Annotated in this window: 12 protein-coding genes and 1 pseudogene; 4 read left to right on the top strand and 9 right to left on the bottom strand. The window is 61.1% G+C overall.

Annotated features, from left to right (window positions below):
• Window positions 1–50 precede the first annotated feature (50 nt).
• Complete coding sequence (gene rnd, locus ACQ7C1_RS06770) at window positions 51–1196, bottom strand: ribonuclease D (protein ID WP_430957740.1); 1146 nt, start codon at window positions 1194–1196, stop codon at window positions 51–53.
• A gap of 131 nt (window positions 1197–1327) precedes the next feature.
• Complete coding sequence (locus ACQ7C1_RS06765) at window positions 1328–2719, bottom strand: multicopper oxidase family protein (RefSeq protein ID WP_430957739.1); 1392 nt, start codon at window positions 2717–2719, stop codon at window positions 1328–1330.
• 255 nt (window positions 2720–2974) lie between these two features.
• On the opposite strand from ACQ7C1_RS06765, the gene aspS reads away from it, so the two are divergent.
• Complete coding sequence (gene aspS / locus ACQ7C1_RS06760; RefSeq protein ID WP_430957738.1) at window positions 2975–4765, top strand: aspartate--tRNA ligase; 1791 nt, start codon at window positions 2975–2977, stop codon at window positions 4763–4765.
• Between the two features lie 133 nt (window positions 4766–4898).
• Here aspS and ACQ7C1_RS06755 read toward each other — a convergent pair whose 3' ends face one another.
• Window positions 4899–6086, bottom strand: a complete 1188-nt coding sequence (locus tag ACQ7C1_RS06755; protein WP_430957737.1) for a hypothetical protein — start codon at window positions 6084–6086, stop codon at window positions 4899–4901.
• A gap of 233 nt (window positions 6087–6319) precedes the next feature.
• Between ACQ7C1_RS06755 and parC the strand changes: the two genes are divergently transcribed.
• Both parC and ACQ7C1_RS06745 read left to right on the top strand, forming a co-directional pair.
• Entirely contained in the window at window positions 6320–8575 is a 2256-nt protein-coding gene (gene parC, locus ACQ7C1_RS06750; RefSeq protein ID WP_085777696.1) for a DNA topoisomerase IV subunit A, read from the top strand.
• Between the two features lie 220 nt (window positions 8576–8795).
• Window positions 8796–9254: an SRPBCC family protein gene (locus tag ACQ7C1_RS06745; protein ID WP_430957736.1), complete on the top strand. Its 459-nt coding sequence runs from the start codon at window positions 8796–8798 to the stop codon at window positions 9252–9254.
• Here the strand turns inward: ACQ7C1_RS06745 and ACQ7C1_RS06740 are convergent.
• From ACQ7C1_RS06740 to hemB, 6 genes and pseudogenes are all read right to left on the bottom strand, one after another.
• Window positions 9244–9631: pseudogene (locus ACQ7C1_RS06740) on the bottom strand (type II toxin-antitoxin system death-on-curing family toxin). The gene ACQ7C1_RS06745 and the pseudogene ACQ7C1_RS06740 sit on opposite strands and share 11 nt — an antisense overlap.
• Window positions 9631–9852: an AbrB/MazE/SpoVT family DNA-binding domain-containing protein gene (locus tag ACQ7C1_RS06735; protein WP_430957735.1), complete on the bottom strand. Its 222-nt coding sequence runs from the start codon at window positions 9850–9852 to the stop codon at window positions 9631–9633. Before ACQ7C1_RS06735 ends, ACQ7C1_RS06740 begins: the two are co-directional and overlap by 1 nt.
• 54 nt (window positions 9853–9906) lie before the next feature.
• Window positions 9907–10794, bottom strand: a complete 888-nt coding sequence (locus tag ACQ7C1_RS06730; protein ID WP_430957734.1) for a DMT family transporter — start codon at window positions 10792–10794, stop codon at window positions 9907–9909.
• Entirely contained in the window at window positions 10795–11571 is a 777-nt protein-coding gene (locus tag ACQ7C1_RS06725; protein ID WP_085777700.1) for an arginyltransferase, read from the bottom strand.
• A gap of 193 nt (window positions 11572–11764) precedes the next feature.
• Window positions 11765–12223 (bottom strand): RDD family protein, encoded by a 459-nt coding sequence (locus ACQ7C1_RS06720; RefSeq protein WP_221112326.1) that lies wholly within the window; start codon window positions 12221–12223, stop codon window positions 11765–11767.
• Window positions 12224–12297: 74 nt separating this feature from the next.
• Window positions 12298–13311, bottom strand: coding sequence for a porphobilinogen synthase (gene hemB / locus ACQ7C1_RS06715; protein ID WP_430957733.1), 1014 nt, complete (start codon window positions 13309–13311; stop codon window positions 12298–12300).
• A gap of 131 nt (window positions 13312–13442) precedes the next feature.
• On the opposite strand from hemB, the gene ACQ7C1_RS06710 reads away from it, so the two are divergent.
• Window positions 13443–13880: a DUF6163 family protein gene (locus ACQ7C1_RS06710; RefSeq protein ID WP_430957732.1), complete on the top strand. Its 438-nt coding sequence runs from the start codon at window positions 13443–13445 to the stop codon at window positions 13878–13880.
• The last annotated feature ends 24 nt before the right edge of the window (window positions 13881–13904 follow it).

The following is a 13904-nucleotide window of genomic DNA, read 5'->3' as shown; positions in this document are numbered from 1 at the left end:
CAGCCATTGTTTCAGCTGGGAAAAAAGCGTCAAGCGAATTCAGTTTGGTTTCAGAGGCTGACGGTTTCAACCTTCCTTCCAGCGAAACGCAATCCGATCTGCCCCTGGATCAGCTGCAGTGCGGGCTCGCCGAAAAGATCGCGCCGCCAGCCATGCAGGGCAGCGACATCGGCGTTCTCGCCATCGGCGGCAATCTTGTCGAGATCCTCGCTGTTGGCGATCACCTTTGGCGCCACGCCATGTTTTTCGGAGATCAGCTTCAGCAGCACCTTCAAGAGTTCGACGGCGGCAGCTGCGCCCTCCGGGGCCTGTGCCTGACGAGGCACATGCGGCATCTCGGCTTTCGGTAGGGCAAGCGCAGCGTTGACCGCTTCGACGACCGCCGTCCCGGCGGCCGAGCGCTCCCAGCCCTTCGGAATCGTGCGCAAGCGGCCGAGCGCTTCGGAATCCTTAGGCTGCTGCTGGGCGACCTCATAGATCGCATCGTCCTTCAAGACGCGCGAACGCGGTACATTGCGGGCCCGTGCCTCGCGCTCACGCCAGGCGGCGACGTATTTCAGGACCGCCAACTCCTGCGGCTTGCGCAGGCGCATCTTCAGACGCTGCCAGGCGTCGTCGGGATGCATGTCGTAAGTTTCGCGCGCTTCGAGAATGTCCATTTCCTCGCGCAGCCACGACGTGCGGCCTTCGCGGTCGAGTTCTGCGCTCAGCGACAGGTAGACGTCGCGCAAATGGGTGACGTCGGCCAGCGCATATTCCAGCTGCTTTTCGGAGAGCGGCCGGCGGCTCCAGTCGGTGAAACGCGACGACTTGTCGATATGGACGTTCTTGATGCGGCTGACCAGCTGGTCGTAGGAGACGCTGTCGCCGAAACCGCAGACCATGGCCGCGACCTGCGTGTCGAAGATCGGATGCGGAATGAGATTGCCGCGGTTGAAGATGATTTCGATGTCCTGGCGCGCCGCGTGAAAGACCTTCAACACTTTCGTGTCCGCCATCAGGTCAAAGAAGGGAGCGAGGTCGATGCCCTTCGCCAGCGGATCGACGAGAACCTCCAATGTCGGGCTTGCCATCTGGATCAGGCAAAGCTCCGGCCAAAAGGTCGTCTCACGCAGGAATTCGGTATCGATGGTGATGAAGTCGGACTTGGCCAGCTCTTTGCAGGCGGCCGCCAATTCGGCGGTGGTTTCGATCATATCATTTCATTCGCAAGGAAAAGGTCGGTTGAACCTTCCTTCTCCTTTCGCTTCGATATGTCAATACAACAGCATAAGCTTCGAGCATTGCTGAAGAAGAATCACGTCCAAACTGAGGCAAGGCGAATGCTTCAGCTCACTCTGATATAGCTGGTCATTCCTGTCTTCTGATGTTCGATGATATGGCAATGCAGCACCCAGTCGCCGGGATTGTCGGCGACGAGGGCCAATTGCACCTTCTCATCCGGCTGGACGAGGTAGGTGTCGGACACCAGTGGCATCACCTCCCGCGTCGAGGAGGAGATCACCGTGAAACTCATTCCGTGCAGGTGGATCGGATGCGCGTGCGGCGTGGTGTTCTCAAGGTTGAAGACATAGCTCCTGCCGAGCTTCAGTTCCGCCAGCGGCGCCGTCGGATCGGGCGTGTCCCCGGGCCAGGGCACCTTGTTGATCGCCCAGAAGCTGTAGCCGAGCGTGCCGCAGATGCTCTCCACGGCGGCATTTTCCGCAGTGGCGCTCAACACCAGCGGGATCTGTTCGGCAGCGGAAAGATCGGCCTTCGGGACAGGATTTCGGAAAAGAGGCCCGAGATCGCCGATGTCGCGCTTCAGCGATGCTCCGACGGCACGCAGGCTGGCGATCATCTTCGGTGCCGTGCCGCGAATATCTTCCAGTGTCACGACGGCGCCTTCGCCATCCGGCATGCGGACGGCGAGATCGAGCCGCTGGCCCGGCCCGATCTGCAGGAGGTCGAGGGGGAAGCGTTTCGGCACCGGATTGCCGTCGATTGCGATGACGGTCGCATTTGCGCCCGCCATCTTCAGCGAGAAGATGCGCGTCACGTCGGTGATGGCAATGCGCAGCCGCACCAACCCGCCGGCCGGCGCATCATATTGCGGCTCCTGGCGCCAGTTGGCCGTGCGCACTGTGCCGTAGGTGCCGCTCTTGGCAGCGTCGCGCGGCCGGAAGGGCGCGATGAACTGCCCGTCGCCTCCGAGACGCCAGTCGCGCAGATTGAGCAGCACTTCCGCATCGAACTCCGGATCGGCCGGATCCTCGACGACGAGCATGCCGGTCATGCCGTGTCCCATCTGCGTCAGCGTGTTGCAATGCGGATGATACCAGAAGGTACCGGCATCCGGCGGCGTGAAGGCATAATCGAAGCTGTCGCCGGTATAGATATAGGGCTGCGTCACGAACGGCACGCCATCCATGCGGTTGTCGATGCGAAGCCCGTGCCAATGGATCGTCGTCGGCTCGTCGAGCCCGTTTTTCAGTCTTGCCGAGTAGGGCCGCCCCTTGGTCATCCGCAGAACCGGCGGCATGCCGTCATGGCCCCAGCTCATGATGTCCCTGGTCGGACCCGCCTCGGTCAGCATGGCCTCGGTTTTCACAGCCATCAGCAGCTGCGGTTCCGGCGCCGCCTCGGCAAGCCCGAATTTGCCCGCAACGGCGACGCCGGCGCCATAGGCGCCCGCGACGGCGGATGCCTTCAGAAGGTTGCGGCGGGTCAGCAGAGGCATGCGGCGGCTCCAGGATGGGAATGCCGATCCTTTTAAAGTTGAGCCGCACCTTCATCAATACGTGAAACGCGGCCAAACTGCCGCAGCCTGTGGGTCGCAGCCTCGCCATAAACGCATGCCAAACCCAGGGGCGGGGCGCGCCAAGCCTTGACAAATCGGAGCGTCCATGCGCTTTTCCGCCCGATTTTCTTGTCGGCGCGGGAGGGTCTTCGAACCCCTGCTGCCGTCTTCAGCCACATGCCAGGATTTGAGATTATGCATCGCTACCGCAGCCACACATGTGCCGCCCTCCGCAAGACGGATGTCGGCTCGACCGTCCGCATCGCCGGCTGGGTCCATCGCGTTCGCGACCATGGCGGCGTTCTCTTCATCGACCTTCGCGACCATTACGGCATCACCCAAGTGGTCGCCGACCCGGATAGCCCGGCCTTCAAGACAGCGGAAACGGTGCGTGGCGAATGGGTCATCCGCATCGACGGCCTCGTCAAGGCTCGTACCGAAGACACCGTCAACAAGAACATGGCGACCGGCGAGATCGAGCTCTACGCCCAGGAGATCGAAGTGCTCTCCGCCGCCAAGGAGTTGCCGCTACCAGTCTTCGGCGAACCTGATTATCCGGAAGACGTTCGCCTCAAGTATCGCTTCCTCGATCTTCGCCGCGAAACCCTGCACAAGAACATCGTCAAGCGCACCCAGGTGATTTCGGCCGTGCGCCGTGAAATGGGCAGCGCTGGCTTCACCGAATATACCACGCCGATCCTGACTGCCTCCTCGCCGGAAGGTGCGCGCGACTTCCTCGTGCCGAGCCGTATTCATCCCGGCACCTTCTACGCTCTGCCGCAGGCGCCGCAGCAGTACAAGCAGCTGCTGATGGTCGCAGGCTTCGACCGCTACTTCCAAATCGCGCCGTGCTTCCGCGACGAAGATCCGCGCGCCGATCGCCTGCCGGGCGAATTCTACCAGCTCGACCTCGAAATGAGCTTCGTCACCCAGGAAGACGTCTGGAACACAATGGGTCCGCTGATGACCAAGGTGTTCGAGGAGTTTGCCGAAGGCAAGCCGGTCACCAAGGAATGGCCGCGCATCCCCTATGACGAGGCGATCCGCAAATACGGTTCCGACAAGCCTGATCTGCGCAACCCGATCGTCATGGAAGCGGTGACCGAGCATTTCGCCGGCTCCGGCTTCAAGGTCTTCGCCGGCATGATCGCCTCCAACCCGAAGGTCCAGATCTGGGCGATCCCTGCCAAAACAGGCGGCTCGCGTGCTTTCTGCGACCGCATGAACGCCTGGGCGCAGAGCCAGGGCCAGCCGGGCCTCGGCTACATCTTCTGGCGCAAGGAAGGCGATAAGCTCGAAGGCGCCGGACCGCTTGCCAAGAACATCGGCGAGGAGCGCACCGATGCGATCCGCACTCAGCTCGGCCTCGATGACGGCGACGCCTGTTTCTTCGTCGCCGGAGAGCCGGAAAAATTCTATAAGTTTGCGGGCGAGGCCCGCACCAAGGCCGGCGAAGAACTCAACCTCGTCGACCGCGACCGATTCGAGCTCTGCTGGATCGTCGACTTCCCCTTCTTCGAATGGAGCGAGGAAGAAAAGAAGGTCGATTTCGCTCATAACCCGTTCTCGATGCCGCAGGGTGGCCTCGACGCGCTGCAGAACCAGGATCCTTTGACGATCAAGGCCTTCCAATATGACGCCGTCTGCAACGGCTTCGAGATCGCCTCGGGTTCGATCCGCAACCAGTCGCCGGAAACCATGGTTGCCGCCTTCGAGAAGGTCGGCCTCAGCCAGCAGGACGTCGAGGACCGTTTCGGCGGCCTCTACCGCGCCTTCCAGTATGGCGCACCTCCGCATGGCGGCGCCGCCTTCGGCATCGACCGCATCATCATGCTGCTCGTCGGCGCGAAGAACCTGCGCGAAATCTCGCTCTTCCCGATGAATCAGCAGGCTCAGGACCTGCTGATGGGCGCCCCAAGCCCGGCGACGCCTACGCAGTTGCGAGAACTCGCGATCCGGCCGATCCCGCCGGTCAAGAAGGACTGAGTTCGGCTCATCGTCGAATGGAAAAGCCCGGCGGCCGCAGTCGCCGGGCCTTTTGTTTGCGCGGATCGTCTGATTTGAAACAAGAAAGGGCCCGGCAGCGGAACTGCCGGGCCCTTTCTTGAGATTTGAGCGATCAGTCGTTGGCCGAAACCTTGACGCCGAGCACCTGCGGCAGCGTGTTCGGAGCGCCCATGGCGGCACCCACGATCGTCGGGAACGGCACCGGCTTTTCGGGAGCGGCCTTGACCGTCAGGCTTTTCGGGTCGTCGAGGAAGGTATTGACGGCGGCCGAAACGGCGTTCTGCAGTTCCGGGATATTAAGCTGCGCCAGCATGATCGGCGTCATCGTCTTCAGCGAATCCGCCATGAGCTTGCCCGAGATATTCTGCTGCGCGCCGGCATAATCGAGAGCGCGCTTGGTGATCGAGGCATCTTCGAAGCGCACCTTTGCACCCTCGAAGGACAATTGCTGCATCAGGCCGAGCATGGCAAGGCCGAGCGCCTGCTGCGCCTGTTCCTTGTTCGAATTCGCTTCGGATTCCTTTATCGCATCCTGCATCGATTTCATGAAGGCCATCGTGTAGCCCGAGATCTTGAAGCCGAAGCTTAGTTTGCCGATGTTGGTGAAGTCGAAGGCCACTTCAGAAATGTCGATCGTGCCGGGCGCGAGTTCCCAGGCCCCCTTCATGGTGATGTCACCCTGGACATGCTGTAGCGCAAGCTTCTCGATCGCATCCTTGCTCTTCGGATCGTCGGCCTTGGTGAGGTCGGCCTTCATGCTTTTGAAGGCGCCGTCGAAATCGAAGCCGGATTCGTCCTCGCGCAGCGTCAGGTTCATGTTGCTTTCGAGCACGGAGAACACTTCCGCGCCGTCCTTGACCACCTTCAGCGGGCCGGTATGGGCTGTTTCGTAGAGCATCATCGTATCGAGCGAGTCGCCGCCGGGCGTTGACGGGATCGAAATGCCGCCAAGCGTCAGCTGCTGCGCCGTCACAGTGACGCCATCTTCGGTCTTGTTGATGTCGGGGAAGGTCGCTTCTTCGATATAGTAACCGCCGTCCTCGTCTTCCTCGACACCGGAAAGAGTGACTTCGCCGATAGGCAGGCTTTCGCCGCCGGTCGGTTTGAGGCTGACGTTCTTCAAGGTCACCGTCGTGCCGTCGATATCGATGCCGTCGGCCGAAATCGTTCCGCCCTGCGCGGCATAGGCGGCATTGAGCTTCTTCAGCAGATCGGCGCCGTCGAGAGCGAAAGCCGAGCCTGCGAGCGAGAAAAAGGCTGCGCCCGACAGCATCAGCCGCGTTGTCCGGTAAAAGTTCATAGGGTGATTCCTCTGGTGGCGTGTGACGGTTGGAAATCTGCAGTTACGCTACTACGGATTGGGCCTGCTTTATATTGCGGCCCACTAATTTTTTGTTGAAGGGAAGGGCAAACGAAATCCAAATTGCAGCGATGAGCTTGTCTCGTCCTTTGATATCAGCCGGAAGACTTCATCCACAGCTGCAATGACCTGGATTCCTTGCCCGCCAGCCTCTTCTGGGCTAGTCAGGACCTATGGGACAAGAGATTTTGCCGCCTTCCGGCGGAGACGACGACAACATCCAACCGGTCGACCTGAAGGCGGCGCTTGAGCAGCGCTATCTCGCCTATGCGTTATCGACCATCATGCACCGCGCCCTGCCTGACGTGCGCGATGGGCTGAAGCCTGTCCATCGCCGCATCGTCTACGCGATGAACGAGATGGGGCTGAGGCCGACTTCAGCCTTCAGAAAATGCGCCAAGATCGTCGGCGAGGTGATGGGTAACTACCATCCGCACGGCGACCAGTCGATCTACGACGCGCTGGCTCGTCTCGCGCAGGATTTCTCGCAGCGTTATACGCTGGTGAACGGCCAGGGCAATTTCGGCAATATCGACGGCGACAGCCCCGCCGCCATGCGTTACACCGAATCGAAGATGACGGCGGTCTCCGAACTGCTGCTCGAAGGGATCGATCAGGATGCGGTAGATTTCCGCGACACCTACGACGAATCGAATTCCGAGCCGGTCGTGCTTCCCGGCGCCTTCCCGAACCTGCTCGCCAATGGCTCCTCCGGCATCGCCGTCGGCATGGCGACCTCGATCCCATCTCACAATGCCCATGAGCTATGCGATGCCGCCCTGCATCTGATCAAGTATCCCGATGCGACGGTTGAAAAGCTCGTCGAGTTCATTCCCGGCCCGGATTTCCCCACCGGCGGCATCATCATCGACAGCCGCGACAGCATCATCGAGAGCTACCGCACCGGCCGCGGCGGTTTCCGCGTGCGGGCGAAATGGCAGACGGAGGATCTGGGGCGCGGCGGCTATCAGATCGTCGTCACCGAAATTCCCTTTCAGGTGCAGAAATCGCGGCTGATCGAGAAGATCGCCGAGTTGCTGATTGCCCGCAAGCTGCCGCTGCTGGAAGACATCCGCGATGAATCGGCCGAGGACATCCGCATCGTCCTGGTGCCGAAGTCCCGGAGCGTCGATCCGACGATCCTGATGGAATCGATGTTCAAGCTGACGGAGCTCGAAAGCCGCTTCCCGCTCAACATGAACGTCCTGTCCATGGGGCGCATCCCCAAGGTCATGGCGCTGAACGAAGTGCTGAAGGAGTGGCTGGACCACCGTCGCGAGGTCCTGCAGCGGCGGTCGCGCTTCCGTCTGGCCGCGATCGACAAGCGTCTCGAAATCCTCGGCGGCCTTCTGATCGCCTATCTCAATATCGACGAGGTGATCCGGATCATCCGCGAGGAAGACGAGCCGAAGCCGGTCATGATGGCGCGATGGGACCTGACGGACAATCAGGTCGAAGCGATCCTCAACATGCGGTTGCGCGCCCTGCGCAAGCTGGAAGAATTCGAGATCCGCAAGGAGTTCGACGAACTCACCAAGGAAAAGAGCGAGATTGAGGCGTTGCTTGCCTCCGACGACAAGCAGTGGCAGACGGTCGCCTGGGAAATCGGCGAAGTGAAGAAGAAATTCGCCAAGGCGACCGAGGTCGGCCGTCGACGCACCCAGTTCGCCGATGCGCCCGAAGCCGACGAGGAAGCGATCCAGCAGGCGATGATCGAGAAGGAACCGATCACCGTCGTCATTTCCGAAAAGGGCTGGATCCGCGCCCTGAAGGGCCACATCGCCGACACGGCGACGCTGACCTTCAAGGAGGGCGACGGCTTGAAAGTGGCCTTCCCGGCGCAGACGACGGACAAGATCCTGATCGTTACGACAGGCGGCAAGGCCTTCACGCTCGGTGGCGACAAGCTGCCGGGCGGTCGCGGCCACGGCGAACCTTTGCGTATCATGGTCGACATGGATAACGACCAGGCTGTGCTGACCGCCTTCGTCCACGATCCCTCGCGCAAGCAGCTGATCGTCTCGACGGCTGGGAACGGCTTCGTCGTGCCAGAGGCGGAACTGGTCGCCAATACGCGCAAAGGCAAGCAGATCATGAATGTCGCGCTGCCGGAGGAAACGCAGCTGCTGGTGCCCGTCAGCGGCGATCACGTCGCCGTCGTCGGCGAGAACCGCAAGCTGCTGGTCTTCCCGCTCGCGCAGGTGCCGGAAATGTCGCGTGGCAAGGGCGTGCGCCTGCAGCGCTACAAGGACGGCGGCATTTCCGACGTCCGATGCTTCGCGATATCAGACGGCCTCGTCTGGGAGGACAGCGCCGGCCGCACCTTCACGAAGAACAAGGACGAACTCGCCGAATGGCTGGGCGATCGCGCCAGCGCCGGACGGACCGTGCCGAAGGGCTTCCCGCGCAGTGGCAAATTCGCTGGCTGAGGCTTTACAGCGCCGCGCGCTGTTCAGGCGCGCAAAGGACGCCGTAAGGCCTTGATTTTTTGTCGAACTAAATTCCGCTCTCGGCTCTTGGCGGGCGCTGGAACTTCTCTATCTCATTGCTGTTATCAAAGTGAAGAGAAGGCCGGTTGCGTGGGCGGACGGAGCGGCTGCGGTTCGTTGCGCCTCGGGAAGGCGCGCGTGCCCTACCGGAGGAAAATCGATGCCCGCCAGCACCATCAAATTGCATGTCAGCCACACATACAAGGCGCCGCCGGCGGCCGTCTACGACGCTTGGCTCAATCCGGAAATTGCCCGCCGCTTCCTGTTTGCGACTGATGATGGTCACGTCATCCGTGCCGACATCGATCCGCGCGTCGGCGGACGTTTCTTCGTTGTCGACCGCCGCCCGACCGGCGACGCCTTTCATCAGGGCGTCTTCCTGGAATTGAAGCGCCCGCAACGCATGGTCTTCAGCTTTTCCGTCGAAGAGCACGACCACAATTGCGATCGCGTCGAAATCGACATCGAGCCTCTCGGCGGCGGCAGCCGCCTGACATTAACCCACGAAATGTGCGCCGAATGGGCCGCGCACGAGGAGAAAACACGGCAAGGCTGGGCGCATGTCGTCGAAGCGCTCGGCAGGGAACTGGAACAGCAACAGTTGAAGGCTACCGGTTAAGCGGCACGCTGAAGTCCCGAAGGAAGCGTGTCGCGCCTTCCTCGTCAATCTCGCCGGCGGCGATGGCAAGGACGAAAGCGTAGAGGTTGGCGTCGGTGGTCTCGATCTCGTAGCCATTTTCGAGAAGGAATACACCGGCGGACGGTCGCGATGCGTTTGTTGCCGTCGACGAGTGCATAGTTGCGGGCAAGGCCGAAAAGATACGCTGCGGCGAGTTCGATGACATCGTCGCAACCGTAATTGGCCTTATGCATCGGTCGGCCGAGGGCGGATTCCAAAGCGCCTTCGTCACGCAACCCGGCAAGCCCGCCGAAGCGCTCGATCTGCATTGTCTGCAGAGTCTCCACCATTGGCCTTGTCAGGAATTTGAAGGCCATTATTCGGCCAGCTTCTTCAAAGCAACCTTATGCTTGTTCATGAAATGTCGTGCCACCTCGAGCTGACGAGACAAATCTTCCTCAGCCGGCCTCAAATTGATGCCGCCATTTTCCATTTGCAGTTCCAGCGAGTCGCCTGTTTTTAAACCGAGGCGATCGAGGATCTCTTTGGGAATGATGACACCCTCGGAATTTCCGATCTTACGGATCGTGACGTTCATCGCTCTGTCCTCTGTTTTAACGCCGTTATACACGGTGCCGAGCGGGCGACAACGTCACATCACGAGACTTGCCTGACGCTCTTCCGCCGCGCCAATCCAGAGGGAATGCGCGGCGATTGTCGCCGTCAGGACGCCGCCGCCGACGAGCGTCGTCGTTACGGGCGTTTCGGCAAAGATCAGCCAGACCCAGATCGGGGCAAGCACCGTTTCCAGTAGATAGAACATGCCGACTTCAGGTGCGGAGAGGTAGCGCGGCCCGGTTGCAAGACACCAGAAGGCGACCGGCATCATGACGGCGCCGTTGAGGAGGATCCAGCCGGGATGGGCGATTGCAAACGCTGAGGGCAGAGCTTGCGCGAGGCCGAGCGCGGCCGGCAGGATGGCGGCAAGCAGCGGCACGAAGCCCATTTGCCGGCGCGAGGCACGCCCGAGTGTAATGGCTGCGGCAAGAATGAGCGCGCTGAGAAGCGCCATAGCGTCGCCAAAGATATGGCCGCTGGCAAGTCCTTCGCTTACAATCAGTCCGACGCCTGATATCATGAACAGCATGGCGATCAGCGTCGCGGCCGGGGGCTTCTCCTTGAGGAAAATCCAGGAAAGCAGCGCCCCGAACATCGGATTGAAGGCGACGATGAAGACGACATTGGCCGTGGCCGCATTGAAGACGGCCAGCACGAAAGTTAGGGAAGAGAGACCGTAGAGCAGACCGGCGATAAGACCAGGTCGCCCCGGAACGAGGACCGGCCACTTGCCCGAAACAAGGCGCATTGCTCCTAATATCACGAGCGTGGCGACAACCGTTGCTGCGCTCCGCATTCCGAGAACCCACCAGATGTCACCGTCGCCAAGGCGGACGAGCGGGATATCCATGGAAAGTGCCAGCCCGCCGATCGCCGTCAGCAGCAGGCCTTTCCGATGATCGGAAAGAGCGGTGGGGAACATTCAGTCGCGCGTGCTTTCGGGCATGGAGGAGGGGTCGAAACGTTCCCAGCCGCGCGGGGTCAGATGCTCCTGCGGCTGGAAACGGGTCTTATAGTCCATTTTCCGTGACCCCTGAACCCAATAGCCGAGGTAGACATGCGGCAGACCGAGCGCTTTCGTGCGCCTGACATGGTCGAGAATCATGAACGTGCCGAGCGAACGCCGCTCGAGCGCCGGATTGAAATAGGAATAGACCATCGACAGCCCGTCGCTCATCGTGTCGGTCAGTGCGGCGGCAAGCAGTTCGCCCTTCGGCCGCTCCTCCAGCCCGGAGCCTTCCTCGCGCCGGCGGTATTCGATGATTCGCGTGTTCACATGCGTGTCCTCTACCATGATCGCATAATCGAGCACGGTCATATCGGACATGCCGCCTTGCTGGTGGCGGAAATCGAGATAGCGCCGGAAGAGTGAATATTGCTCGCTGGAAGGCTGGGCTGCGAATTCCGTGGCGATGACATCGGAATTGGCGGCAAGCACCCGTTTCATCGATTTCGTCGGTTCGAATTCCTGGGCGAGAATCCGCACGGAAACGCAGGCGCGACAGGATTCGCAGGCCGGGCGGTAAGCGATGTTCTGCGAGCGGCGGAACCCGCCCTGGGTGAGGATGTCGTTCATCTCGGCGGCCCGCGGGCCGACCAGATGGGTGAAGACCTTGCGCTCCATCTCATGCGGCAGATACGGACACGCAGCCGGAGCCGTCAGATAAAACTGCGGGGATGGCGTCGTCTGCGTATTCATTTGTCGCGGAAGTTTCCTTGTCGAGACAGTGCCGTTTTCTGACAGCATGACCTAAGAATAGAAAACGTCAACAGCGCGGCGGTCTCCGCCCTTCATTTCAGTCTTCTAATTTTTGGATATGGAGCGTCATGATGCCGGATGCAGGGAAGGCGGGGAGTTTTTTCGTCTCCGCCGCCAAGATCTCAGGCAACTGTCAGGCAGTGCGCACCGTCACCGTGCCGACCAGGAGGTCGTGGATGAGACGGCTGCGCTCGATAAACAGGCCGGCAAGCAGGATGAGGGGCGTCAGCACCGAGTTGAGGATCCAGAACAGCGCCAGATGCACGATCGCCGTCAGAAAATCCATCGGCCGTCCGTCGACGCGCACGATCGCGATCCCCATTGCCCGCATGCCGAGCGAAGCCTGGGTCGGCCCGCCGACGGTCAGGCCGAAATAAAGGCCGGCGACGATCACGAAGAGGGCAGGGTAGAGGAAGAAGCCGAGGCCGAGCGTGACGATCGACAGGAAGAACAGAACGATCGCCGCGGGAATGCACAGCAGCGCCACGATGAGGTAATCGAGGATGAAGGCAAAGACACGGCGGCTCAACACGCCGCTATAGGCGCGCCAGTCCTCCGGTGCCGCATAAAGCGGATTGGGGTTGTAGCTCATCTCAATCTCCTCTCGCAAAAGCGACGCCGCTGATATGGTGTCGGCGGGGCGAAATACAATCATTCGCCCCGAAATCACCGTTTGCTGAGAATTTTCGCCACCTCGACTGCGAAATAGGTGAGGATGCCGTCGCATCCCGCCCGCTTGAACGACAGCAGCGTTTCGAGCATCGCCCGCTCGCCGTCGATCCAGCCGTTCATCGCTGCGGCCTTGATCTGCGTATATTCACCGGAAACCTGGTAGGCGAAGGTCGGCAGGCCGAAGGCCTCCTTCATCCGCCAGCAGATGTCGAGATAGGGCAGGCCGGGCTTGACCATCAGCATGTCGGCGCCTTCCTCGACGTCGAGGGCGGCGTCGCGGATCGCCTCGGTGCCGTTGGCCGGGTCGATATAATAGGTCTTCTTGTCGCCCTTCAGCAGCCCGCCGGTCGAGATCGCTTCGCGATAGGGGCCGTAGAAGGCGGAGGCGAATTTCGTCGCATAGCTCATGATGCCGACGCTCTGGTGGCCGGCGGCATCGAGCGCCCTGCGGATCGCGCCGACGCGCCCGTCCATCATCTCCGATGGGGCGATGATGTCGGCGCCGGCATTGGCCTGCATCACGGCGGCGCGCGCCACCTGATCGACCGTCTCGTCGTTGACGATCTCGCCGTCTCTCAGAATGCCGTCATGGCCGTGGCTGGTGAAGGGGTCGAGCGCGACATCGGTGATGACGCCGATATTGGGCACCGCCTTCTTGATCGCCGCCGTGGCCTGATTGATCAGATTGTTGGCCTCGAGGCTGTTCGAACCTGTCTCGTCGCGCAGCTCCATCTCGATATTGGGAAAGGTCGCCAGCGCCGGAATGCCGAGGCCGGCCGCTTCGCGCGCGGCCTCGACTGCTTTGTCGATGCTCATACGGTTGACGCCGGGCATGGCCCGGATCGGATCGATGATACCGGAGCCCGGCACGACGAAGATCGGCCAGATCAGGTCGTCGACCGTCAGCCGGTTTTCCTGCACCAGCCGGCGCGTCCAGTCTGCCTTGCGATTGCGCCGCATGCGGCGATGGCCGGTGATGTCGTCGACGAGATGCGTCTTGTCCTGCATGATATCTGTCCCTGGCCCATTCCATTTATCGCAGCGCTCATTATCATGGCGCCCGGAAAATCCAAACCGGACGATTGGCCGCGGCGGAAAAACCGCTTGTAACGACCCGATACCGAACCGATGTTTGCGCTATGGAAACCGATTCCCCGACATTACCGAAACGCACGCTGGCGGATCTTCTCTTCATCCTGTTCCTGAGGCTGGTGGCCGTATCGTGCTTCTGGTTCGGGCTGCAATATTGGGCGATGCTCGTCGGTTATTCGCTGGTCGGGGCCGGCCGCTTCGATCTTTTGAGCCTGCCGTGGAAGGTGGCAAGCACCAGCCTTGCCGTGCTTTTCCCCGTCGCCTCCCTCGGCCTCTGGCTCACCGTCTCCTGGGGGCCGGTTATCTGGGTGCTGGCAGCGGGCGGCCAGATTATGATGTATGGTCTGCTGCCTGATATTTTCGGGCCCAATAAGCTGATCATCCTGCTGCATCTCATGGTCGCCGCGGTCTACTGCATTTTCCGCCTGTTGCTCTGGCTGGAAAAGCGCCGGCACCGCCGCCAGGTAAGTGTTGATTTACCCTGAGACAACGTGGGGTTTCCGGTAAGG

This window comes from Rhizobium sp. Nf11,1 (assembly GCF_050587665.1).
In the GTDB taxonomy this organism is placed as follows: domain Bacteria; phylum Pseudomonadota; class Alphaproteobacteria; order Rhizobiales; family Rhizobiaceae; genus Rhizobium.
The sequence above is the reverse complement of the archived record's forward strand: the minus strand, read 5'-3'. Positions and strand labels throughout refer to the sequence as shown.

Excerpts from the sequence above, each read along its gene's own strand:
- rnd (WP_430957740.1), bottom strand. The coding sequence starts at position 1,196 with ATGATCGAAACCACCGCCGAATTGGCGGCCGCCTGCAAAGAGCTGGCC.
- ACQ7C1_RS06765 (WP_430957739.1), bottom strand. The coding sequence starts at position 2,719 with ATGCCTCTGCTGACCCGCCGCAACCTTCTGAAGGCATCCGCCGTCGCG.
- aspS (WP_430957738.1), top strand. The coding sequence starts at position 2,975 with ATGCATCGCTACCGCAGCCACACATGTGCCGCCCTCCGCAAGACGGAT.
- ACQ7C1_RS06755 (WP_430957737.1), bottom strand. The coding sequence starts at position 6,086 with ATGAACTTTTACCGGACAACGCGGCTGATGCTGTCGGGCGCAGCCTTT.
- parC (WP_085777696.1), top strand. The coding sequence starts at position 6,320 with ATGGGACAAGAGATTTTGCCGCCTTCCGGCGGAGACGACGACAACATC.
- ACQ7C1_RS06745 (WP_430957736.1), top strand. The coding sequence starts at position 8,796 with ATGCCCGCCAGCACCATCAAATTGCATGTCAGCCACACATACAAGGCG.
- ACQ7C1_RS06735 (WP_430957735.1), bottom strand. The coding sequence starts at position 9,852 with ATGAACGTCACGATCCGTAAGATCGGAAATTCCGAGGGTGTCATCATT.
- ACQ7C1_RS06730 (WP_430957734.1), bottom strand. The coding sequence starts at position 10,794 with ATGTTCCCCACCGCTCTTTCCGATCATCGGAAAGGCCTGCTGCTGACG.
- ACQ7C1_RS06725 (WP_085777700.1), bottom strand. The coding sequence starts at position 11,571 with ATGAATACGCAGACGACGCCATCCCCGCAGTTTTATCTGACGGCTCCG.
- ACQ7C1_RS06720 (WP_221112326.1), bottom strand. The coding sequence starts at position 12,223 with ATGAGCTACAACCCCAATCCGCTTTATGCGGCACCGGAGGACTGGCGC.
- hemB (WP_430957733.1), bottom strand. The coding sequence starts at position 13,311 with ATGCAGGACAAGACGCATCTCGTCGACGACATCACCGGCCATCGCCGC.
- ACQ7C1_RS06710 (WP_430957732.1), top strand. The coding sequence starts at position 13,443 with ATGGAAACCGATTCCCCGACATTACCGAAACGCACGCTGGCGGATCTT.